The sequence below is a fragment of the Kitasatospora sp. NPDC048298 genome (assembly GCF_043201465.1).
In the GTDB taxonomy this organism is placed as follows: Bacteria; Actinomycetota; Actinomycetes; order Streptomycetales; family Streptomycetaceae; genus Kitasatospora.
Genome location: NZ_JBICYZ010000001.1, coordinates 365269 through 386899, shown reverse-complemented (window position 1 = coordinate 386899; position 21631 = coordinate 365269). Strand labels below are relative to the sequence as shown.

At 71.4% G+C, this 21631-nt stretch carries 13 protein-coding genes and 4 pseudogenes; 10 read left to right on the top strand and 7 right to left on the bottom strand.

Features of this window, described 5'->3' with window-relative positions; genetic code table 11:
• Window positions 1-223: 223 nt before the first annotated feature.
• Window positions 224-433, top strand: a pseudogene (locus ACGF0D_RS01025) (IS5/IS1182 family transposase); the annotation flags it as partial.
• A gap of 124 nt (window positions 434-557) precedes the next feature.
• Here the strand turns inward: ACGF0D_RS01025 and ACGF0D_RS01020 are convergent.
• The gene (locus ACGF0D_RS01020; RefSeq protein WP_392913436.1) at window positions 558-2474 is read right to left on the bottom strand and encodes an RICIN domain-containing protein; all 1917 of its coding nucleotides are present in this window, start codon (window positions 2472-2474) and stop codon (window positions 558-560) included.
• A 343-nt stretch (window positions 2475-2817) separates the two neighbouring features.
• Here ACGF0D_RS01020 and ACGF0D_RS01015 point away from each other — a divergent pair, with 343 nt between their 5' ends.
• The 4 genes and pseudogenes from ACGF0D_RS01015 to ACGF0D_RS01000 all read left to right on the top strand — a co-directional run.
• A complete protein-coding gene (locus ACGF0D_RS01015) occupies window positions 2818-3492 on the top strand; it encodes a YcaO-like family protein (protein WP_392913434.1) in 675 nt (224 codons plus the stop codon).
• Window positions 3493-3904: 412 nt separating this feature from the next.
• Window positions 3905-4162 carry a hypothetical protein gene (locus tag ACGF0D_RS01010; protein ID WP_392870960.1) on the top strand — a complete coding sequence of 86 codons (258 nt, stop codon included), beginning with the start codon at window positions 3905-3907 and terminating at the stop codon, window positions 4160-4162.
• A 115-nt stretch (window positions 4163-4277) separates the two neighbouring features.
• Window positions 4278-4421 (top strand): annotated as a pseudogene (locus tag ACGF0D_RS01005) (hypothetical protein); the annotation flags it as partial.
• 160 nt (window positions 4422-4581) lie between these two features.
• Window positions 4582-4653, top strand: a pseudogene (locus ACGF0D_RS01000) (helix-turn-helix domain-containing protein); the annotation flags it as partial.
• A gap of 19 nt (window positions 4654-4672) precedes the next feature.
• On the opposite strand, the gene ACGF0D_RS00995 reads toward ACGF0D_RS01000, so the two are convergent.
• Window positions 4673-6760 carry an FG-GAP-like repeat-containing protein gene (locus ACGF0D_RS00995; protein WP_392913431.1) on the bottom strand — a complete coding sequence of 696 codons (2088 nt, stop codon included), beginning with the start codon at window positions 6758-6760 and terminating at the stop codon, window positions 4673-4675.
• Between the two features lie 435 nt (window positions 6761-7195).
• Between ACGF0D_RS00995 and ACGF0D_RS00990 the strand changes: the two genes are divergently transcribed.
• From ACGF0D_RS00990 to ACGF0D_RS00980, 3 genes are all read left to right on the top strand, one after another.
• Window positions 7196-9133 (top strand): PIG-L family deacetylase, encoded by a 1938-nt coding sequence (locus tag ACGF0D_RS00990; RefSeq protein ID WP_392913429.1) that lies wholly within the window; start codon window positions 7196-7198, stop codon window positions 9131-9133.
• A gap of 230 nt (window positions 9134-9363) precedes the next feature.
• Entirely contained in the window at window positions 9364-10413 is a 1050-nt protein-coding gene (locus ACGF0D_RS00985) for a LacI family DNA-binding transcriptional regulator (protein ID WP_392870971.1), read from the top strand.
• An 83-nt stretch (window positions 10414-10496) separates the two neighbouring features.
• Window positions 10497-11111 carry a helix-turn-helix domain-containing protein gene (locus ACGF0D_RS00980; RefSeq protein ID WP_392913426.1) on the top strand — a complete coding sequence of 205 codons (615 nt, stop codon included), beginning with the start codon at window positions 10497-10499 and terminating at the stop codon, window positions 11109-11111.
• 413 nt (window positions 11112-11524) lie between these two features.
• Here ACGF0D_RS00980 and ACGF0D_RS00975 read toward each other — a convergent pair whose 3' ends face one another.
• Genes ACGF0D_RS00975 through ACGF0D_RS00965 form a run of 3 tightly spaced genes read right to left on the bottom strand, consistent with a single transcriptional unit; the run spans window position 11525 to window position 16052 of the window.
• Window positions 11525-12493 carry an antibiotic biosynthesis monooxygenase gene (locus tag ACGF0D_RS00975; RefSeq protein WP_392913424.1) on the bottom strand — a complete coding sequence of 323 codons (969 nt, stop codon included), beginning with the start codon at window positions 12491-12493 and terminating at the stop codon, window positions 11525-11527.
• A complete protein-coding gene (locus tag ACGF0D_RS00970) occupies window positions 12490-15228 on the bottom strand; it encodes a molybdopterin-dependent oxidoreductase (RefSeq protein WP_392913423.1) in 2739 nt (912 codons plus the stop codon). The genes ACGF0D_RS00975 and ACGF0D_RS00970 overlap by 4 nt, the downstream gene beginning before the upstream one ends.
• Entirely contained in the window at window positions 15225-16052 is an 828-nt protein-coding gene (locus tag ACGF0D_RS00965; protein ID WP_392913422.1) for an FAD binding domain-containing protein, read from the bottom strand. Before ACGF0D_RS00965 ends, ACGF0D_RS00970 begins: the two co-directional genes overlap by 4 nt.
• 409 nt (window positions 16053-16461) lie before the next feature.
• Between ACGF0D_RS00965 and ACGF0D_RS00960 the strand changes: the two genes are divergently transcribed.
• Window positions 16462-16983, top strand: a complete 522-nt coding sequence (locus tag ACGF0D_RS00960; protein WP_392913420.1) for a nucleoside-triphosphatase — start codon at window positions 16462-16464, stop codon at window positions 16981-16983.
• Between the two features lie 301 nt (window positions 16984-17284).
• Here ACGF0D_RS00960 and ACGF0D_RS00955 read toward each other — a convergent pair whose 3' ends face one another.
• Window positions 17285-19918, bottom strand: a complete 2634-nt coding sequence (locus tag ACGF0D_RS00955) for a SpoIIE family protein phosphatase (RefSeq protein WP_392913418.1) — start codon at window positions 19916-19918, stop codon at window positions 17285-17287.
• Window positions 19919-20280: 362 nt separating this feature from the next.
• Here ACGF0D_RS00955 and ACGF0D_RS00950 point away from each other — a divergent pair, with 362 nt between their 5' ends.
• Complete coding sequence (locus ACGF0D_RS00950) at window positions 20281-20709, top strand: DUF6210 family protein (protein WP_392913416.1); 429 nt, start codon at window positions 20281-20283, stop codon at window positions 20707-20709.
• A gap of 27 nt (window positions 20710-20736) precedes the next feature.
• On the opposite strand, the pseudogene ACGF0D_RS00945 reads toward ACGF0D_RS00950, so the two are convergent.
• Window positions 20737-21379, bottom strand: a pseudogene (locus ACGF0D_RS00945) (IS5 family transposase); the annotation flags it as partial.
• Window positions 21380-21631: the final 252 nt, after the last annotated feature.

Genomic DNA, 21631 nt, shown 5'->3' with positions numbered 1-21631 from the left:
GCCCCGCCGAGGCCGAGGAACTGGGCCGCCAGGTCCGGGAGTTCGACGGCGCGACGTGGAACGCCGGGCGGTTCGAACCGGTCGTCGCGGGCAACGTGATGAGCGACGCGGAGTGGGCCGTCGTGCGGGACGCGATGCCCGCCGTCGGCCGGCTTGTCGAGCCAGGCCGGTATCTCGTCCGGCAGGTGCGGATGGACCGGATCCAACCGGAACCTCAGGGGTCGTCACGCCTCCGAGGAAGCCGAACAGGATCGCCGCACGGGAAGTCCACGAAGCTCGCGAACAGGCCCGCCACGAGCACTCGTCCCAGCGCATTCCCGTCGAGCACGCTCTCGCCGACCACAAGCGACGGAAGAGCCCGGCCGGCTGGACCCACCGCCGCGACACCCTCCCAGCCACCTACCGCGCTGTCGCCGGTCTCGTTTCCGACCGCTTGTCCTTGCAGGCGGCGTCGAGACAACACATCGTTCTTCTGATGGCATCGGAGATGGTGGTCGGTTGCGACAGGGCCCGGCCGCGAACGGCCGAGCCCTGCCCACGGTGGTGCGCAGGCCGGCTCAGCCGGCGGGGGCCAGCCGCCACTTCTGGCTGTCGCTGTCGTCGTAGCCCCACTGGTGCACGACGCCGCCGTCGTCCCGGCTCTTGCCCTTGACGTCGAGGTACTTGCCGCTGCCGACGCACTGGAGCCGGAAGACCCCTTCGCCGACCTCGGTCACCTTCCACTGCTGGGCGCCGGAGCCGTTGCCCGGCCACTGCTGGACGCGCGCGCCGTCGTCCCGGCTCGCACCGCTGACGTCGAGGACCTTGCCGCTGGAGACGCTGGTCAGCGTGTACACACCGTCGCCGACGGCGGCGAGCGTCCAGCGCTGGTTCGCGCCGCCGTGGCCGGTCCACTGGACCACGGAGCCGTCACCGGTGGCATCCAGAGCCTTGCCGCTGCCCACGTTGGTGAGCGTGTACGTGCCCACCGCCGGGCTGCGCCGGCCGGTGGGAGTCGACGCGGAGGACGCGGCGACCGGGCCGGCGGCGGGCAGCCGGACCAGCGAACCGCCCTTGATCAGGAAGATGTCGCCGGTGCTGCCGGGCACCGCGAGGGCGGCGCTGAGGCCGGAGGTGAAGTCGGTGCCCTGCAGTCCGGGCCAGCCCTCGACGATGGGGGCGGGGCCCGCGGTGACGCTCTGCCGTGCGGTGTCGTAGACGAGGAAGGCGTCGCCCCGGAAGAGGTACACCTCGCCGGCAGTGCCCGGCTTGTTCGCCGCGGCGTCCACGCCGGCGGTGAAGGCGGTGCCCGCGAGGCCCGGCCACCCTGGCTCGATCCTGCCCGGGTCGCCGACGGCCGCCTCGGGGGAGGTGTCGGTCCGGTAGCGCCCGTGGTTCTCCCGCTTGAACAGGTACACCTCGGTGTCGCTGCCGGGCACCACCACACCCGCGTCCGGTGCCTCGCCGCGGACGAGGAGGCCCACGCCCCGCCAGCCGAGATTGCTCGGACGGAGGGTCAGCACGTCGGTGGCGATGTCGTAGCGCAGGTACCGGCCGTCCTTGAACAGGTAGACCTCGGAACCGCCGGGCTTCGGGCAGGCCCCGTGCACACCGTCCTCGAAGGTGAGGTTGCGCAGGGCGGGCCAGGCGTCGACGAGCTTGCGGACCCGCGGCGCGTTCAGCGGCGTGACCTGCCACTTCTGCGCGTCGGTGTCGTTGTCCGCCCACTGCTGGACGTTGGCACCGGCGGCCTTCGAACCGCCGTCGACGTCCAGGGCCTTGCCGCTGAACACGTTGACCAGGGTGTAGTGGCCCGTGGCCGGGCGCAGCCGGAGCCGCCACTTCTGCGAATCGAGGTCGAGGGCCTGACGCTGGTGGACGTTGGCGCCATCGGTCTTCTTGACGTCGTCGCCGCCGGCAACGTCCAGTCGCTTGCCGGTGGCCTGGTTGGTGAGGGTGTAGATGCCGTCACCCAGGGGCGCGAGCCGCCACTGCTGGGCCTGGGAGTCACCGGGCTCGCCCTGCTGGACGTTGGCGCCGTCAGCCGGTGAGGCCTCAGCGACTTCGAGGGCCTTGCCGGAGCCGACGTTGACGATGGTGTAGGTGCCGGCGCCGAGCCGGGCGGTCTCCGGGCCGGGTTCGAAGACCTGCACCGAGGAGACGGCGTCGTTCATGTCGCCGACCTCCTCGTCGCTGAAGAGGTAGGGGCGGATCGTCCGCTCGTGGACGACCAGCTTCTCGGCCGCCGAGAACGAGACGCCGATCCTGCGGCCGCCGTAGTCGGCGTCGTCGTACAGCGCGATGTTGTGCCCGGTGCGGTTCACGTACGAGGAGGCCCGGTCGTTGAACCCGACGTCCTTCAGGTTCGTGACCGAGGCGTCGCCGATCAGGATGTCCGCCGGGCCGTTCTTGTTGAACCCCACGTCGTCGTACAGCGCCCAGTAGCCCTGCGGACACGCGTCCACGCCCTTCCCACGGATGATCCGCACCGTCATGCCGCCGTTGTCCCCTTCGCTCGAAGACGCCCCGGCAGCCTGCCAGGGCGCACCGATGCTAGGTGGATCAACACCCCGCCCTGGTGGAAGTGATCCACAACTGGCCGGAACCAGGCCCCTGTTGTCCGAGGCACTTCGTGTGCCAAGGGGTTCTGCGAGGAAATGGCCCGAACAGGGGCTCGACATCCGGACGACTGTCGAGTTCCTGCGGCCCGCGGTCGCGGCGGGTCCCGGGCCGTCAGCTCAGCAGGTTGTGCGGTTCGATGCCGTCGGCGTCGACCCAAGGGGTAGCCCCTCGTACTCGCGCAGGCTCGCCCGTGACGCGAAGGGCCTGCCGATCCGCATGGCCAAGCCCCTCACCCGCACCCCGCACACCCTGCGAGTGGTGGACCCCCGCACCCTCCCCACCGACCTGCGGGCCTGCCACCACACCGCCGAGACCCGCGTCGGACAGCCGGTCTCGCTCCTGGACGCCACCACGGACCTCGGCGTTCCCGTCTACTGGGCCTACACCCCCGCCGCCGCCGGAACACCGGCGCGCATCCGGGGCGCGGGCGCCTCCCTCTCGCCCCGCTGCGCCGCCGAACGCGCCCTGACCGAGCTCGTCCAGATCCACAGCACCGCCACCGCGCTCGCGGTCCGCCCCGCACCGGGGCACACCCGGCGCCATCCGGCCCTTCACCGCTGCCACCTGGCCGACTTCTCCGCCGCCCTGCCGCACGCCACCGTCATCCCTTTCGCCGACCGGCCCGCCCCGGCGACCCCGCGGGCCCACCTGGCGGTGCTGCTCCGGACCCTGTCCCGCCGGGGCTTCACCGCCTACGCCCGCCGGCACCACGTCGGCGCGCACCTGGCCGTCGTCAACGTCGTCGTTCCCGGCCTGGAACGTTTCGTCCTCGTCACCGACGGCCAGCTCGTCCTGCCGGGACGACGAGGCCTCGACCGCCACCGGCAGCGGCGGGCTGCGACGACACCGAGGCAGGTCCTTCCCTCCGCCCCGCCCGACCAGAATCGGTGACCATGACCAGCGCCTCCTTCAGGCGAAGCCCGCGCCGCAGCCGGGCGCGTCGCCGCTCGTCCTGCTCGGCCTGGGCGACGACTTCCACCATGTGGTCGGGCAGGTAGGCCCGCGCGTTCGGCACCGATCCGGCGGCGGCCGTCGACCACCAGGTGGCGAGCTGCTGCCGCAGCTCGCCACCTGGCAGGACGCGATCGGCGAGCCAAGCAGCGCCATCACCGCAGCCGCGCAGGACCGGCAGCTGCCCGGGTAGGCCGCCGACGCCGGCCACACCAAGGATGTCCACTGGCACCAGGCCCACCAGGCGCCGCTGGAGTCCATCACTCGCCACCACCACGGCCCCTGCCCGACGGGGAACCGGACGGCCGGTCGTGGTGATCACCAGCACCCGGAGCACGGAAGAATGGGGCAGGTGACCAGCAGCCAGCCCCTGCCCCGGGGCCTCACCGCCCTGATCCCCGACGCCCGCGCCCAGGCCACCCCCGGCGAGCGCGCCACCTCCCAGCTCCTCCACCTGCGCGAGGCCACCGTCCCGGTGCCTGTCCTCGCCGCGGCCGCCGAGCTGATCGCCCCGCAGCTCAAGGACCCGGACCCGGTGACCCAGGACGCGGCCGCCGCCGTCCACGCCCGCCTGCTCGCCGCCATCGAGGGCGCCGCCCCCGGCCGGTAGCCGACCGCCGCGAGAAGCACGTCGCGGTAGTGGTGGTCGAAGAACAGGACGGCCTGAAGGTCGAGCCGCCGCACGCCGCAGACCCCGAGCTGTACCCGGAGCGGATCCGGGCGGACTGGCTCAAGGGCGAACACGCCGACGAGCGGCGCGCCCGGGTACTCGCCGAGTTCGCGCGCAGCGCGCGACGGGCCGTGCTGTCGACTGCCGGGTCCTGGGCGAGGGGGTCGACATCCGGGCCGTCGACAGCGTCGCCCTGTTGGACCCGAAGGGGGCACCGCACGACATCGTGCAGGCGATCGGGCGGGCGCTGCGGCAGCAGCCGAGCGAGGGGAAGCCGGAGTCGCTGATCGTCCCGGTGTCCTCAAGGAAGGTGAGCGGTCGCAGGACATGGGTCCGTGGTGACCCGGTGGCGGGCCCAGATGGTCCTGCTTTCCGCTCAGGGCATGCCAGTGGCGAAGATCGCCGACGTGACGTTCACCAGCGCTGACCGCCCGGATCGCCCCTCGGTGTTCACCAGCCGTCGGTGAGCCGGAAGGGGCGTGTGAAGGAGGCTCCGCCCGTGTTGACCCACTCGTGGAGGACGCCGTAGGTGTCGTTGCGGGCGATGAGGTCGGCGTGGCCGGTGCCGCGGAAGTTCCCGGCGACCGTCTGGGAGAACGGGCCCCAGCCGTCGGTGACGAGGACGCGGCTGCCGAAGGTGCCGTCCCCGTTGCCGGGCCACAGGTAGAGGTTGCCCGTCGAGTCCTCCCGGGCCATCAGGTCGGCGTGGCCGGTGCCGCGGAAGTCGCCGGCGACCGTCTGGGAGAACGGGCCCCAGCCATCGGTGACGAGGACGCGGCTGCCGAAGGTGCCGTCCCCGTTGCCGGGCCACAGGTAGAGGTTGCCCGTCGAGTCCTCCCGGGCCATCAGGTCCGCGTGACCGGTGCCGCGGAAGTCGCCGGCGACCGTCTGGGAGAACGGGCCCCAGCCGTCGGTGACGAGGACGCGGCTGCCGAAGGTGCCGTCCCCGTTGCCGGGCCACAGGTAGAGGTTGCCCGTCGAGTCCTCCCGGGCCATCAGGTCCGCGTGACCGGTGCCATGGAAGTCGCCGGCGACCGTCTGGGAGAACGCGCCCCAGCCGCCCGTCAGGTCGATCCTGGCGGCGAAGGACCCGTCTCCCAGCCCTGCCCACTCGTACAGGTGCCCGTCCGAGTCGTCGCGGGCGACGAGGTCGCCGCTGCCCTTGCCGTGGAAGGCTCCGGCCGTCGTCTGGGAGAAGGTGTGGGAGGGCCTGGTCGGAGCGGGCCGCGGGGCGAGGACCTCGGCAAGGGCCGCGTTTCCGTTGGTGGTGAAGTGCAGGTGGTCGGAGGAGACGTAGCCGGCGAACGCGGCGCTCGGGTTGATCGGGTCGCGGGTCGCCTCGTCGAAGTCGTGGAAGCCGTCGATCTCCGTCGTCGTGCGGATCCAGCTGTTCACGCATCGGCGCACCCGGTCCCGGGCGACGGTGTAGTCGCCGTAGCCCTGGAAGGCGGGGATGGTGGCCACGGTGAAGCGGAGCCCGGCCGCGTGCGCGCGCGAGGCCAACTGCCGGATCCCCGACACGATCGCGGTGTCGGAGGCGTCGTCCATCGTGATGTCGTTGATGCCCTCGTACAGCACGACGCTCCGCACGCCGGTCTGGGAGAGCACGTCCCGGTCGAAGCGGTTGAGCGCGCTCTGGCCGAACCCGACGCGTCCTCCCGTCCCGTCGGTGAGGATCCGGTTGCCGGAGATGCCCTTGTTGACGATGCCCTCGGGTGTCGGCTGGGCCCTGAGGGCGCGCCCGTAGTCGTCGGTCCAACGGGTGTTGGAGTCCTGGTAGGTGTGCCCGCCGTCGACCTGCGAGTCGCCGAGGGCGACGACCGTCCCGTCGCTGCCGGCGGCCGTGACGTCCAGACCGCTGAGGTAGGCCCAGTAGTCGTACCTGGCCGGGAGGTTGGCGCCGTCGGTGTCCTGGCTGTGGTCGGCGCCGTCGCCGGGAGCGGAGGTGTAGGAGGTGGTGAGCGTGTAGGGGTGGTAGGGCGCGGTGGTGATCCCGTTGGGGAGCCAGAGGCTGACCAGCAGGTTCTCGTCCGCGGCGACCGGGAAGGCGGTGGGGTCGCTGTAGATCTCGCCGCCGGGCGGGATGACGGCCTGGCCGGATCCGCCGAACGTCAGGGTGACGGGCGTGGCGGTTGCCGTGGCCGGGTTCCCGTTCCGGGCCGCGGTCCCGTCCTGGGCCGCGATGGTGACGTGCCCGATGGTCACCGGGTCCGGGCTGAAGGTGTTCGCCAGGCGGATCCGGGCGGAGCTGCCGCCGATGCTGGTGTGGATGACCATGCGCAGCGTCTGCCGGCCCGTCACGCCCGAGGACGCGGGTGGTCCTGCCAGGCTCATGGCGGTGCCCCAACTCCCGGTCCAGGCCGAGGACGCGGGACGGGGTGCGCTCGGGCCGGACGCCGGCGCGGCAGCCAGCGGCCCGCAGCCGGTGGTCGCGTACGCGGGGGCCGTGGGCGGCAGGGTGACGAACGCGCCGACGACGACAGCGGCTGCCGTCAGGGCGGACAGGCGGCCCCGCGGCGGGCGGTGGGCGACGTGCACAGGAATCCTTTCGCTGGGTACGGAAAACCCTTTTCCCGCGCGGTCCAGGCGACGGACAATTGCGGCGCCGCCTTTCCCGGGCGAGGAGATTCGATAAAGCGGCGAGAACTCTCGGAGCTCGTCAGCCACCCACGATGCAATCACTCCCGGCCCGGAGTCCGCCATGCGGAACACCAGGCGGAAAGCATGGGGAAGCTCCCGCAGAAACCGCGCCACCAGGCATGATCCGCCGGTGGCGCACGGTTCGACGGAGGGGCGGATTTGTCCGGGACCGAACCGGATGATCGGGAAACGGACAGCTTGGCCTGATCGTACGTCAGCCGACTGTTGCGCCCGGCGGATTTGCGATATACCGTCTCGGGCATTTCCTGCTCGACAATCCGCCAATCACCTCCTGGCGTGATCACCTGCCGACTTCGAATTAGGGGCAATCACATGGCAATCGGACGACGGCGACTCCTCGCCTCCCTCGCGGTCACCGCCCTCGCCGCACCGGTCCTGGCCAAGGGGACCGCGACCCGCGCCGCCGCGGCCACGGCCACGGGCACGGCTCTGACCGCCGACTCCGGGCCGCTGTTCATGCAGGTCGTCGCGCACGAGGACGACGACATCCTGTTCATGAACCCGGACCTGTCCAACGCGATATCCAACGGCACGCCGTCCGTCACGGTGTTCGTCACCGCGGGGAACATCACCGGTGACCCGTGTTCGGGCTGCGGGGACCCCGCCGGCGACCCGCTGCGCACCTGGAACCGCCAGATGGGCGCCGTCAACGCCTACTCCCGGATGGCCGGGGTCGGCGACACCGACCCGAACACCGACGAGATCGGGCACTGGATCGTCGAGGCGTGGACGGTCGCGGGCAAGCAGGTCGAGCGGTACATGCTCAGGGACCGGTCGGTACACCTGATCTTCCTCAACCTGCACGACGCCGGGCTCGCCGACGTGCTGAACGGCGGCACCGACACCACGGTCGTCCCGAAGGGCAGCCCGATGTCCGGGCCGTCGACCTACACGGCGGCGGACGTCGTCGAGGTGCTGCGGCAGATCATGGTGACGTACCGGCCGACCGTGCTCCGGGCCCAGGACGAACTCCCGGACACCCGCTACAAGGGCGACCACTCGGACCACATCTCCGCCGCGAAGTTCGCCGGCGTGGCGGCGAGCCAGTACGGCGGCTCGCTGATCCAGGTGAACTACCGGGACTACAACATCAGCGACTGCCCGGTGAACCTCGACCCGGCGACGGTCGACACCAAGGGCGTGTTCGTCTCCGAGTACGCCAGCCACGACCACTCGGGGAGCTACGAGACCGCCTGGTTCTCCCGGATGTACTACCGCTGGTCGCGGGGCACCTCCTGGGCCGGGCTGAACCAGGACGGCCGACCGCAGGTCTTCGTCGTCCGGGCCGGCTCCCTCTACACGTACTGGCGCAACTCCGACGGCAGTTGGGGCGGCCCGGCACGGTTCGCCGACCCGGGCGGCCGGCTGGCCCCGGGCATAGCCGTCGGCACCAACGCGGACGGCCGGATGGAGGTCTTCGCCCGCCGCCTGACCGACCACCACATCATCTCCGTACCGCAGATCGCCCCCAACGGCGTGTGGCGGAACAGCTGGGCCGACCTCGGCAACCCCAACGCCGGGCTCAACAACGCGGACCAGGTCGGCGTGCCCGCGGTGGCCTCCTCCCAGGACGGCCGGTTGGAACTCTTCATCAAGAACGGCGGCGGCGGCCTCAGCGCGATCCGGCAGACCACCCCGAACGGTGCCTGGACGACCACCTGGGAGGACCTGCGCGGCACCGACATCCAGGACCCGGTCACCGCGATCCGCAACGGCGTCGGGAGGATCGAGGTCTTCGCCAGCACCCGCGCCGAGGTCCTCAACTGGTGGCAGACCGCCCCGAACGACGCCATCAACGGCCCGGTCACGATCCCGAACGCCCGCCCGGCGAGCCCGCCCAAGGCCGCGCTCGACCAGGACGGCCGCATCGAACTCGCCTACCGCGAGGCCGGCACCGGCGCGATGCTGGTCAGCTACCAGACCCAGCCCGGCGGACCGTGGAGCCAGTCCCCGGCCAACCTCGGCGGCCACGCGGGCGTGGGCGAGCCGGCGATGGCCACCCTCCGTGGACAGGTCGTCCTGTTCGAGCGCAACGGTGGTGGCGGCGTGAGCACCACCGCCCAGACCGCCCCGAACGCCGGCTACGGCGCCTGGCAGGACCTCGGCGGCACCGTCCTCGACTACCCGACCGCGATCGTCGGCAGCGGCGATGTCCTCCACGTGTTCGCCATCGGCACCGACGGCCGCGTCTACGTCCGTGCGGGCACCTCGGCCACCGGCTTCGGCGGCTGGCAGGGCCTGCCGCTCTGACCGCAGGTCTCGCCGGCCGGTCGGGAGCAGTTCCGACCGGCCGGCGGGCCCCAGGTCGGCGGGCCTCGTGTGGCGGGGTGGGCCGAAAAACCGGTGGGAGCGCTCCCACGCCGTGTAGGATGGCCGCCCCCGAGAATGCGCAAGCATGTCTCCCGAACAGTCGACCTCGTGGATCACTTCCGTCGCCCCGTTCCGGACGATCGCCCGGTGAGCCACGCCGGAGTGTGATCATGCCCCGAACTGAACGGCCGGGTCCCGGAACCGCCCGGTCCGGCGCGCGACCCACGGTGGAAGACGTGGCCGCTCGCGCGGGAGTCAGCCGGGGAACGGTGTCCCGAGTCATCAACGGTTCGCCGAAGGTGAGCACCGAGGCGAGGGAGGCCGTGGAGCGCGCCGTCGCCGAACTCGGTTACGTACCCAACCAGGCGGCACGGTCCCTGGTGACCTCGCGGACCGATGTCATCGCCCTGGTCGTCCCGGAAAGCGCGGCGCGGCTGAGGTCGGAACCGTACTTCTCGGACGTCATCACCGGGATCTCCGACGAACTCGCAGCGACCGACCTGCAGTTGCTGCTGGCCCTGGTCCGCAACGAGGACGAACGCGAGCGTCTGACGCGCTACCTCACCGCGCGTCGGGTCGACGGTGTGCTCCTGGCCTCGGTGCGTCAGGACGACCCGCTGCCCGACCTCCTTGAATGGCTGGAGATGCCGACCGTGCTGGGCGGTCGCCGTTCCGAGCGGGAACCGCTGAGCTATGTCAACGCCGACAACGCGGGCGGGGCCCGGGCGGCCGTCCGGCACCTGGTCGCGCGCGGCAGTACCAGGGTGGCCACCATCACGGGGCCGCTCGACATGGAGGCGGCCGGAGCACGCCTGGCGGGGTACCGGGAGGCGCTCGCGGAGGCCGGCCTCCCCTTGGAGGAAGCACTCGTCGCCCACGGAGACTTCACCGAGGCGGGGGGCTACGCGGCGATGCGCGAACTCCTGGCCGGAGCGCCCACCCTCGATGCCGTGTTCTGCGCCTCCGATCTGATGGCCGTGGGCGCGTTCCGGGCGCTGCGCGAGGCAGGGCGGCGCGTGCCGGGACAGGTGGCAGTCGTCGGGTTCGACGATTCCGTTATCGCCCGGAGCACCGAGCCGCCGCTCACCAGTGTTCGCCAACCGATCGAGGCGATGGGGCGGTTGATGGTTCAGCTGTTGCTCGAAGAGATCGCCGAACCCGGCCGGCCGCGTCGCCAGGTGACCCTTCCGACCGAACTGACGGTTCGGGCCTCGGCCTGACGGGCTCGGACTGGCGGACTCTGCCTGACGGTTTCGTCCTGGCGGATTCGGTCTGAGAGATCATCAAATTCCGTTGTCCTTTCATGGGCTCCTGGCGGGTGTCGCGACCGACCCGGAGGTCAGGGGCTGCTACGCTCCCCATCGTGGGAGCGCTCCCACACGCCAAGATGTGGAAGCGCGCGTTCGGTAGGAAGGGGGGGCGGATGTCCGGGGGTGACGTGCCGAAGGCACAGCAAGGGGATGCGGCATTCGGGGGGATGCTGAGGGCGCTTCGTCATGCAGCGGGACTCACGCACGAGGAACTCGCCCGGCGTTCCCAGGTCAGTGTGAGGACGATCAGCGACATCGAGCGGGGCCGGGTGCGCCGACCGCATCGCCGTTCGGTCCAGCAACTCGCGACGGCGCTCGGCCTGGGGGCTTCGCGCTTGGAGGGGTTTCTCCGTGCTGCGCGGGCCGTTCCCGGTAGCGGGATCGATCAGCCGGACGGGAGCCACCGTGGGACGCCAGCCGCCGAGGTGATGGACGAGCAGCCGTCCGCGGTGGTCGTGATGGTCGTGCCGTTGACGGCGATCGGTGAGAGCGGTCCGTGCTGTCGGCGCCGTCGGCGCTGTCCGCAGCCCCGCCCCGCCCGACCCCAGCACCAGGGCGGGGCCCGGCCGGGCGCACCCGATCACCGCGCCCAACCGCGCACCCGGTAGAACGCCGACTCCGGTAGAACGCCGGCTCGTTCCGCAGGGGAGGAGGTTCCTCCGGGCTCCCACAGAGCGAAGCGTGACGGCCTCCCGTCACGCCGCCGTCCGACCGGCGGCCACCACCCGGGGGGGGGGGGGGGGGGGGGGGGGGCGGCGGGGCGGGGGGGGGGGCGGGGGGGGGGGGGGGGGGGGGGGGGGGGGGGGGCCCGCGCGCGCGGGGGGGGGGGGGCGCGCCCGCCCCCGCCCCCCCCCCCCCCCCCCCCGCCCCCCCCCCCCCCCCGCCCCCCCCCCCCCCCCCCCCCCCCCCCCCCCCCCCCCCCCGGGAGCGGGGCGGGTGGACGGACGGGTCGGGCCCGCGCACCGGTGGCGGCTTCAGCCCCCGACCCGGCGCGGACTCTTCGGTCCAGGCCCCCTGAAGGTCAGGGCAAGGTCCAGAACTGGGTCGTGACGAGGTAGAAGACGGCGGCCCAGAACGCGGTCACCCCGGCGACGATGCCGAGGCCGACGCGGTTGTTCCTCCCCGCGGGCTCGCCCGGCGGGGGCCGCAGCCACCGCTTGAGCAGCCGGTTCACGTAGAAGGGCATCGTCAGGAAGCTCATGGTGAAGCTCGACAGCAGGTTGCCCACCAGCAGTCCGATCCAGAGCGGCATCTTCAGCGGCGAAAGGGCGAGCGTCAGCAGCACGACGGTCGGGTACAGGCCGACCCACACCGCGATGGCGGTCTTGGTTTCCGACGGCGGCGGCACCTCCTTGCCGTTCTCCTCGAAGGCGAACCAGCTGCCGAAGGAGTTGTCGATCGTCCGAAGTCTGAACTCGTTGAACCTGCTGCCCTCGGCGAGAAGCTTCCGCCGCGCGCCTGACGTCAGCCAGGCGTCGAGGTGCTCGGCACTGTCGAACCGGTACAGGGTGGTCCACTCGTCCTGGAGCCCCTCGACCGGGCGGAAGAGCTCCGTACCGCGAAAGCCCTCGAACGTCCGCTCCTCCTGACTCATCCGCCGCTGCCAGTCGAGAAACTCGTCGACGTGGTCGGGGTGGACACGGTGGGCGACCACGACGGTCACGAGCGGATCCGGTGCCTGCACGCCGCCTCTGACGACCTGCTGGGTTCCCGGACCGTCGAAGTACCCGCTGCCGGCGTCGAGCAGGCGCTGCCTGGTCGCGCTGTTGATCCATGCCTGCAGATGGGCTATCGAGTCGAACCGGTAGACGACGATCCAGTCGGGCTGCCGGGACGTCGGCGGGGAGACCTCCGCGCCGAGGTAGCCGGGGTAGTCGGCGGCGGCGGCGTTGACGTCCTCCTGCCACGTCTCGTACTCGCGCTCCAGCCCCGGCCGGACCTTCAGACCGATGATGGCCGTCGCCGCGGCGTCCCCGTCCCGGGGCTTCACGGTGTTCCTTTCGATCCGGCCGCCGTCGACACCGGACTGGCTTCGTTCAGCCGACCGAAGATCCGTTCCGGGGTCAGCGGCAGCGCGCGGTAGCGGACGCCCGTGGCGTCATGGAGCGCGTTCGCCAGGGCGGCGGCCACCGGGTTGATACAGCATTCCGCCATGCCCTTCGCGCGCATCGGCCCGACCGAGTCGGAGGACGCCACCAGGAGCACGTCGGTTCGGGGAACGTCGGCGTAGGTGGGGATGCGGTAGTTGCGGAGGTTCGGGTTGACCATGACACCGCTCGCGTCGATCTGGTGATTCTCGGTCAGCGCGAAGCCGATGCCCTGGGCGACACCGCCGTCCACCTGTCCCCGGACCTGTGCGGGGTTGACGACCTCGCCGGCGTCGGTGGCCTGCACGCTGTAGAGGATGCGGATCTCGCCGGTCACCCGGTGGACGGCGATCCGGAATCCCTGCGTGTTGGAGGTGACGCTTCGCGGCGAGCCGTAGCCCTTGCGGGCGGCGGTGAAACGGATTCCGCGCGCGCGGGCCAGGGCGACGAGGTCCGCCAACGACACGCGCTGCTCGCCGCAGACGACGCCGTCGTCGTCCATCGAGCACATCACGACGTGGACGCCCGTGTGGGCGGCGGCGAACTCCAGGATCCGGTCCCGCACCGCGTTGGCCGCACGGAGGACGGCGTTGCCCGCCACGAAGAGTCCCGCGCTCGCGAAGGCGCCGGTGTCGAACCCCGTGCGGTCGGTGTCGGACTGCACCAGGCGGATCCGCTCCGGCGTCGTGCCCAACTGGTTGGCCGCGATCTGGACATGGGCGGTCGAGGTGCCCTCGCCGAACTCGACCGTCCCGACGGCCAGCTCGTACACCAGGTCGTCCCCGAGCGTGACCCAGGCCTCCGAGATGTGCTCGGTCGGGGGCGCGGTCTCGTGCAGGGAACTCGCCACTCCGGCCCCGACGAGCCAGTCGGGCCCCGGTGACGGCTCGTGAGCCGTTCGGGCCATCGCGGTGTCCACCAGGTCGATGCACCTGGCGAGGCCGTCCTCGGTGAACATCACGTCGTCGGGTCCGTCGTGCAACGCGACGAGCGGATCGCCCGGTCGGACGATGTTGCGGCGCCGCAGTTCGAGCGGGTCGAGGTGCAGGGCACGGGCCAGTTCGTCCATCGCCGATTCCACGGCGAACGCCGGCTGTGTCATCCCGTATCCGCGCAGTGCCCCGCTCGGAACGGTGTTCGTGTAGACGGCGAAGGCGTCGTACTTCTTGTTGGGACAGCGGTAGATCATGACGGCCGCGCCACCCGCGTACAGCGTCTCGCCGCCGTGGTTGCCGTAGGCGCCGGTGTTCGACACGTTGCGGACCTGGAACGCCGTGAGTGTCCCGTCCGCCTTCGCGCCGAGCTTGACCGTCAGCGTCATCGGATGCCGGGGCGAGGCCGTGGTGAACTCCTCCTCGCGGGTGTACTCGAAGCAGACCGGCCGCCCGGTGTCCAGCGTGGCGAGCGCGACCAGATCCTCGGAGATCACTTCCTGTTTGCCGCCGAAGCCGCCGCCGACCCGCTTGCAGAACACCCGCAGCTGGTCCGGCCGCAGGGCGAACAGATGGGCGAGCTTCGTCTTGGCGATCGACGGCGACTGCGAACTGGTACGCACGTTCAGGCGACCGTCCTCCATCCAGGCGATCGAGCCGTGGGTCTCCAGGTGCGCGTGCTGCACGCGCGGGGAGGAGTACGTGCCCTCGTGGATCACGTCGGCGTCGGCGAATCCGGCATCGACGTCACCGATGTGCGCATGGATCTCCACCAGGATGTTGTGGACCGGATCCCGGACGAAGGGGTCCTGCGCGCCGTGCAGTTGCGGCGCCCCCTCGGCCATCGCCTCCTCGGGGTCGAACACGGCCGGCATGACGTCGTAGTCGACGACGACCCTCCGGCAGCCCTCCTCCGCCGCCCCGACGGTGTCGGCCAGGACGGCCACGACGCGCTGGCCGACGAAGCGCACCGTGTTGTCGAGGATGAGGGTGTCGTCCGGATCGACGAGATGGTCGGTGTGGATCGCCGTGGTGAAGCGCTTGCGCGGCACGTCCTCCCAGGTGTAGACCCGGCGCACGCCGGGAACCGCGAGTGCGGCGGTCTGGTCGATCGAGACGATCCGGGCGTGCGCGTGCGGTGAGTGCAGCACCTTGAGGTGCAGCATGCCTTCGAGACGGGTGTCCATGGTGAACTCGGCGCGGCCGGTCACCACGTCGTCGGCCGCCGGCGCGCCGACACTCGTCCCCACCGCCTTCCCCGGGGCCGCCGTCTCCACACCGGTGACGCCCCGCACGGCGTCCTCGATCGCCCGGTAGCCGGTGCAGCGACAGAGGTTGCCCTTCAACGCCCGGGGCAGGTCGTCCTTCTGAGCCTCGGTGAGCGCCGCCGACGTCATGATCATCCCGGCTGTGCAGAAGCCGCACTGGAATCCCGGGGCGTCACGGAACTGCCGCTGCATCGGATGCAGGTCACCCGGTGATCCGAGACCCTCGATCGTCGTCACCTCGTGACCGTCCGCGCGGAACGCGGGGGTGATGCAGCTGTGCACCGGATCGCCGTCCAGCCACACCGTGCACGCGCCGCAATCGCCCGCGTCGCACCCCTTCTTGACACCGAAGTGACCGAGCGAACGGAGGAAGGTACGCAGGCACTGGCCGGGTTCCGGGTCGTCGTCGAAGCTCCTGCCGTTCACCAGGAAGGTCATGCCGGGCCCCCAGCCATGAGTTCGTGACGAATCTCCTCACTGAAGTGCTTGGTCAGGTGGCGACGGTGTTCGGGAGTCCCGTTCGGATCGGCGAACCAGTGGTCGGCGGGGATGACATCGATGCTGTGCTGAAGAGTCCGTGCGTCGGGAACGCTGTTGAAGGCGATCCGCACCGGCCGCGTGGTGCCGGCGGTGACGGTGAGCGTCAGGTCGTTCGTCCCGGGCGTCCGGGTACCGATGAGGAACACCGTCGAGCGGCCGAGTCGGGTCAGTGCGAAGCGGCGGTGCGCGGTGCGTTTCCGCAGGGCACTCGCCGGAATCCTGACGCGGCGCAGCAGTTCGCCCGGTGCGAGGAGATTCCGGTTGTCGCCGGTCACGAAGTCGAGGGCATCGACGACGCGGATCGACCCGTCGGGAGCCCACAGCTCGTACCAGGCCTCCAGGGCGACCGTCAGCGTGATCATCGGGCCGGCAGGCAACGACAGGCAGATGTTGCCGCCGACGGTCGCCGAGTTCCACACCTTGAACGAGGACAAGAACGCCTCGCAGCCCGTGGCGAAGAGGACACCCGCGGTCCAATCACGCGGCGGCTCGAAGGCGTACAGGTCGCGGATGGTGCAGGTCGCACCGATCTCCAGGCCGGTGTCGCTCGGAACGAGCGGATCCCAGCCCAGGGACGTCAGGTCGATCAGGCGGCGCAGGCCCGGCTGCTCGGCGGAGAACAGGAACGTGCCACCCGCGAGCCAGGCGTCGCCTTCACGCCAGTCCAGGCCGGGCCGACCGGGCGGGCGCCGGACGACTTCGGTGACGGTGCTGAGGTCCATGGGAACCGTTCTCCCTCATGCCGACCACCGCGCGACGGACCACCCCCGGAGTCCGCCCTCGGGCCGCTGCGGTCGAACGCCCGAGGAGGAGCCTCGGCGGGCGCTGGGACGCATGTCAAGCGTATAGCCGGACGAGCCGGGCCCGCCAAGTCGGGACCTCGGCATGACGTCGAGCCGTCGGGGTCGGTGCGGTGGTGATGGCAGGTGTGGGGCACGTGTGGGGCCGGCGGTCCGGCGGGTGACCGGTCCCGGACGGATCCCCGTGCGGCCGAGTACGAGCCGACCGGCGTTGCGGCCCGGGTGCGCGGAGGACCACGCTGAGAACAGGACCACTTGCCCGACGACCACTTGCCCGACGACCACTTGCCCGACGACCACTCGTCCGACGACCACTCGTCCGGAGCCCGCGATGCCGATCAGGATTCTGCTGGAGGGCCGCCCCGGCAGCGGGAAGACCACCGCGATCCGCCGACTCGCGGCGCTGCTGCCGACCCGGGAGACCTCCGGCTTCACCACGGAGGAGATCCGAACGCACGGCACCCGGGTCGGCTTCGCGCTGGAAACGCTGTCGGGTGAGCGTGCCGTGCTCTCCCATGTCGACTTCCCGGGGCCGCCACGGGTCGGGCGGTACGGCGTCGACCTGCGAGTCATGGAGCGCCTGGCCCTGCCGTCCCTGGTGTGGACGGAGCGCACGCTCGTGCTCATCGACGAGCTCGGCCGGATGGAGTTGGCGTACCGCCCGTTCGAGGACGCCGTCCGGGCCCTGTTCGCCGCCGAGGTCGGCATCGTGGCCACCGTCCAGGCGCAGCACGGCCCGTTCACCGACGCCCTCAAGCGTCGCGCCGACGTCGAGGTCCTCCGGCTGACCGTGGCGAACCGGGACGCCCTTCCCGAACGGCTGGCGGCGCGGCTGGAGTCGGCGGGACGCTGATCCCGTACGAGAGCACGCATCCGATGGCCCGCCCCGGTGGCACCGTCTCCGCGATCACCCGACGACACGACGACCTGCTGCGCGTTCGGTGATCGACACCGCCACCCACGCCGTCACCGGGACCATCGACCTCGGCGCCTACCATTCGCCGACGGCGATCGCCTTCTCGCCCGACGGCGCGCACGCCTATGTCGACTACCGGCCTCTCAGCGCTGCGCGGCCGGGCCCGCTCAGCCCTTGTGGGCCGGGGTCTGGACGGTGGAGGCCAGGCCGCCTGCGTGGGTTCCGTGCCCTTGGGCCGTCAGGTGGCCTGCGGGGCCTGGCCGGGGTGGTAGGCGGTGAGCAGCAGAGCGATGTCGTCGGAACGGTGCGGGGAGCGTTGGGCCTTGCGTAGGAGTCGATCGGCCAGGTCGTCGAGGCTTCTGGCGTGGGCGTGGGCCAGCGAGGCGCGCAGGTCGTCGATGCCCAGATCGATGCTGGTGCCGCGTTCCTCGACGAGGCCGTCGGTGTAGAGGGCGAGGATCGACCCTCGGGGAAGGTGCAGCTCCGTCTCCGGGTAGCTGCTGGTGCCGTCGACGCCGAGGAGTGGGCCGCCCTCCAGTTCAAGCACCTCGGTGCTGCCGTCGGGACGGCGTAGCAAGGGCGGGCAGTGCCCGGCGCGGACGGCGCGTACACGGTCCTCGTCCGGCTCGATGAGGATGTAGCAGCAGCTGGCAAGCAGCTCGGGACCGAGGTCGACCAGGAGCCGGTTGGTTCCGGCCAGGACGGCGCCGGGTGAGTGACCGGCCGTGGCGAAGGCCCGCACCGCGCTCCGCAGTTGGCCCATGGTGCCGGCTGCGGCGACGTTGTGGCCCTCGACGTCCCCGACCACGAGGGCCACGGTGTTCCCGGTGGGGATCACGTCGTACCAGTCGCCCCCGATGTCCATCCCGCTGGTGCCGGGCAGGTACCGGCCGGTGGTGCGGATGCCCGGCAGGGCGGGCAGGCGGTGGGGCAGGAGTGCCTTCTGCAGGCCGTGTGCGAGGGCGGCCTTCGCGTCGTAGAGACGGGCGCGTTCGAGTGCCTGGGCGATCAGACCGCTGAGCGCGGTCAGGATGCCCTGGTCCTTGGCGGTGAACCGGTGGATCCCGTCGAAGCCGAGGATGCAGGTGCCGACTGGGCGGTTGGAGGCGATCAGCGGTAGGTAGACCCAGGCTCCGACGCCTTCCACGGTGCGAGCCGGACAGGCATCGGTGAAATCCTGTCGGGAGTCGACGAACAGGGGTACGCCGGAGGCGAGCGTCTCCGCTCCGGGCAGCGGAGTGTCGAGCGGTTTGCCTTCCAGCCACTGCAGGAAGCGGTCGTGGTAGCCGGTGTGGAAGAGCAGGTGCAGACGGCCTTCGTCGATCACGTAGATGGCCAGGTGCTGTCCGCCGAAGGCCGGCAGGAGCTGATGGGCGACGACGTCGCACACCTCGACTGTGCTCACCGCTTCGGTCAGCGCGCTGCTGAGCTGCAGGACGCGGTAGATGGAGCCCAGGCGCGCGGGCTCCGCGTGGGGTGGTGGCGGGCTCGGCGCGGGGGACCCGGGCCCGGGGACGGACGAAGGGGCGGTCGATGTCCCGGAGCCCTCCGATGTGCCGGACACGTCCGGTGGCGAGTGGGGCGGCCGGGCGGACGTCACCCTGCCGGTCACGCCGTTCACATCGGGGTGGAGGGAGAAGACGAGCCAGCGGTCCGGCGGGCGCCGGACCAGAAAGACGGTGGGTTGCTGGGAGACCATCGCGGCTCGGTGCCGGTCCTCGAAGATCGGATCGGACAGCCACGGAAGGACATCCCACAGGCAGCGGCCGAGCAGTTCCCCGCCGGGCGTCCCCAGCAGCACCTCCAGGCTGTGATTGGCGTAGGCGACGTGTCCGTTCGGATCGAGGGAGAAGAGTCCGTCCCGGAGCCGTTCCACCGCGGTGACGGCTGCGGCTCCGGCTCCGGCGTCGAGCACGCTGCCGACCAGGTGGGTCCGGACCGCCTCCTCAGGCGCCTCCGGCACGCGACCCCACAGCTCAACGGTGCGGTACCCGTCCGCGGTGCGGACGCGCAGGCGGCGGGCGACCACTCTGCCGTCCGCGACGGCTGCCCGGGCCGCAGCCCGGAGCGAGACCCGGTCGCCCGGGTGGAGCCGGGAAGCCAGTGTGTCGGCCCGCCCGTCGAAGGCGTCGGGCGTGAGACCGAAGATCGCACAGAGCTCGTCGTCGGCGACCACGGTCCCGGTGTCGAGTTGCCAGTCGAACAGACCGACCCGCACCGCCGGCGCGGTGGGAGCCGGGACCTCGATGGGCACTGTCGCGGCGTCGTACTCGAAGACGCCCCCGCGGGCTCGAAGGCCGGCGAGGTCTGCGCCGAGCCGGTTGGCGATGGCCCGCAGATGGCGGAGCCGGGCCCTCGACAGCCCCGCGTGCCCGGATGGCGCCGGCCACACCACCGCCAGTGCTCCCAGACTCTCCTGCCCGGCCCTCACCGGCACCGACGCCGAGCCGAACGCGTACGGCAGGGCCACCGCGAGCTGCGGATAGCGTCGCATCGTCTCGTCGGCGTCGGCCAGATGGACCGTCCGGCCCGACCGGTAGGCCACCGCCACCGGAATGGGGCTGTTGACCGGGATGAGCCGCCAGCCGCCGAGTAGGGACGGCGGCGCACCGCAGGTGGCGGCCAGCACGATCGAGCGGCCGTCCCGGGAGCGCAGGAAGACGCTCCCGGCATGGGCGGCGGTCTCCTCGACGGCCTTGACCACCGCCGTCACCAGGGCGTCCTCACGCTCCGCCGCCGTACCGACAGCCGCCCCGGCCTCGGTCGCCCGTCCGCGACGGCCGGAATCCGCCGTGGCGTCCGTGTCCGGGTACGTGGCCGCGTCGCTCCGGACGGGTGCCGCCGCCCGGTCCACCGGCTCGTGCCGACTCATGCTTTCCGATCTACGTCGCGGTGGCGACGCTGTCAAGGCCGACCGGGTGGCGACCCGGCGAGGAGCGGGTGCCGCCTTCCCGTGGCGGTGCCGAGGGGTTGCTGCTCGGGTACAGCCGCAGAGGCACGCGCCCGGTCGTCGGGCGGATGGTACGGCTGGGACCCGCCCGTTCTCGGCGCGGCGCCCGAACGGGGGACAAAGGTCCCCGAATACGACACCGGGTCGTAGTAGGGCCCTGGATGTGGCCTGTCCGCACTCCGAACAGGGTCGTGCCACGGCCGAACCTGGGCCGTGTCTCGTAATTGATCTTGCAGGTGGAAATTGTCGTTGAGCTCGTGGTCAGCGGCCGGAAGACTGCGGCCATGAACTCTCGACGCTTCGTCTTCCTCGATCCTGACGGCATGAGTGCCGGCGGCTGGCTGTATGCGGTGGTCGAGGCGAAGACGGGGGTCTTCTATCAGCAACAGTACGGCGGAACCGCCTGCCGGCAGGGGCAGGTCGAAGGCTTTCTGGTGCCGTTGTTCGGCCCTGATGAGCTGGACGCGTTGCGCGAGCTGTTCGAGAAGCACTTTTGTGGTGCCGGCACCTGGAACTACGCGTGGCCGGATGACGAGCGGGAGAGGCTCCGCGAGATCATCGGAGCCATCCGCTACTGGGCATGCGACGGGACCACTGAGGAGCCGCGCCCTCTGCGCCTGGACGAGAGCCGGATCCGTGAGGCCGATGAGGCCTGGGTGCCGGTGATCACGCCGGACGGCCCGGCAGTGCTGGTGTGGCTCAACTCGGACTGAACCCGGCGATCAGTCGTCCGCCCTGAGCTAGAGGATCAGCGATGCGATGATCACCCCGGCACGGTAGCGGGCTGCCAGTTTGTCGAACCGGGTTGCCACCGCGCGGAACTGCTTCAACCGGGAGAAGCACCGCTCGACAACGTTCCGCCCCCGGTAAGCGGTCTTGTCGAAGGCCGGCGGTCGGCCACCCCTGCCCGCGCGGCGGGCTCGACTGGCGATCTGGTCCCGGCGCTCGGGGATGGTCGCCTTGATGCTTCGACGCCGCAGCAGATGGCGGATCTTCCGTGACGAGTAGGCCTTGTCCGCCACCATCCGGTCGGGCTTGGTGCGCGGGCGTCCGGCGCCGGTTCGCGGGATGCGGATCGCATCCAGCACAGTCGGGAACATGGTGCAGTCCGCCGTGTTCCGGGCGCTGAGCACGATCGACAGCGGCATCCCCGGCCGTCGACTGCCAGGTGGACCTTGGTCGTCAGCCCGCCCCGGGACCGGCCGAGCGCCTCGCGATGCGCGACAGCTGCCGGATCTTCCGATTCGTCCCCTGCGTCGGCCCCTTTTTGCGGGCGCCCGCGGCATGCTGATGCGCCCGGGCGATCGTGGGATCGACGGAGACGGTCCACTCCACGGCGCCCACCGAGTCATCGCGGACCTGGACCTCCTGCAACAACCTGGCCGCGACGGCGAGGGGGATGCCGGCGGCGATCATGATGCTGGCCGCGGTGTGCCTGAGGTCGTGCAGGACGATCTTCGGCAGGTCGAGTTCGGCGGTGCGCTTTCGGAGCTGGTCGAGGACCCACTGGGGGCGTAGGGGCAAGGGGTTGGAAACGTCACTCAGAGGGTGCCGCGGGACTTCCTTCGCCGCTGACGTAGTTGCAACCTGGGGTAGCCCCGGCGTGTGGAGTGCTGTACGTGGGGCTTTCTCTTG

What these genes read in the sequence shown, in the direction of transcription:
- ACGF0D_RS01020 (WP_392913436.1), bottom strand. Translation starts at nt 2,474, where the DNA reads ATGACGGTGCGGATCATCCGTGGGAAGGGCGTGGACGCGTGTCCGCAG.
- ACGF0D_RS01015 (WP_392913434.1), top strand. Translation starts at nt 2,818, where the DNA reads ATGGCCAAGCCCCTCACCCGCACCCCGCACACCCTGCGAGTGGTGGAC.
- ACGF0D_RS00990 (WP_392913429.1), top strand. Translation starts at nt 7,196, where the DNA reads ATGGCAATCGGACGACGGCGACTCCTCGCCTCCCTCGCGGTCACCGCC.
- ACGF0D_RS00985 (WP_392870971.1), top strand. Translation starts at nt 9,364, where the DNA reads ATGCCCCGAACTGAACGGCCGGGTCCCGGAACCGCCCGGTCCGGCGCG.
- ACGF0D_RS00980 (WP_392913426.1), top strand. Translation starts at nt 10,497, where the DNA reads ATGGGCTCCTGGCGGGTGTCGCGACCGACCCGGAGGTCAGGGGCTGCT.
- ACGF0D_RS00970 (WP_392913423.1), bottom strand. Translation starts at nt 15,228, where the DNA reads ATGACCTTCCTGGTGAACGGCAGGAGCTTCGACGACGACCCGGAACCC.
- ACGF0D_RS00965 (WP_392913422.1), bottom strand. Translation starts at nt 16,052, where the DNA reads ATGGACCTCAGCACCGTCACCGAAGTCGTCCGGCGCCCGCCCGGTCGG.
- ACGF0D_RS00960 (WP_392913420.1), top strand. Translation starts at nt 16,462, where the DNA reads ATGCCGATCAGGATTCTGCTGGAGGGCCGCCCCGGCAGCGGGAAGACC.
- ACGF0D_RS00955 (WP_392913418.1), bottom strand. Translation starts at nt 19,918, where the DNA reads ATGAGTCGGCACGAGCCGGTGGACCGGGCGGCGGCACCCGTCCGGAGC.
- ACGF0D_RS00950 (WP_392913416.1), top strand. Translation starts at nt 20,281, where the DNA reads ATGAACTCTCGACGCTTCGTCTTCCTCGATCCTGACGGCATGAGTGCC.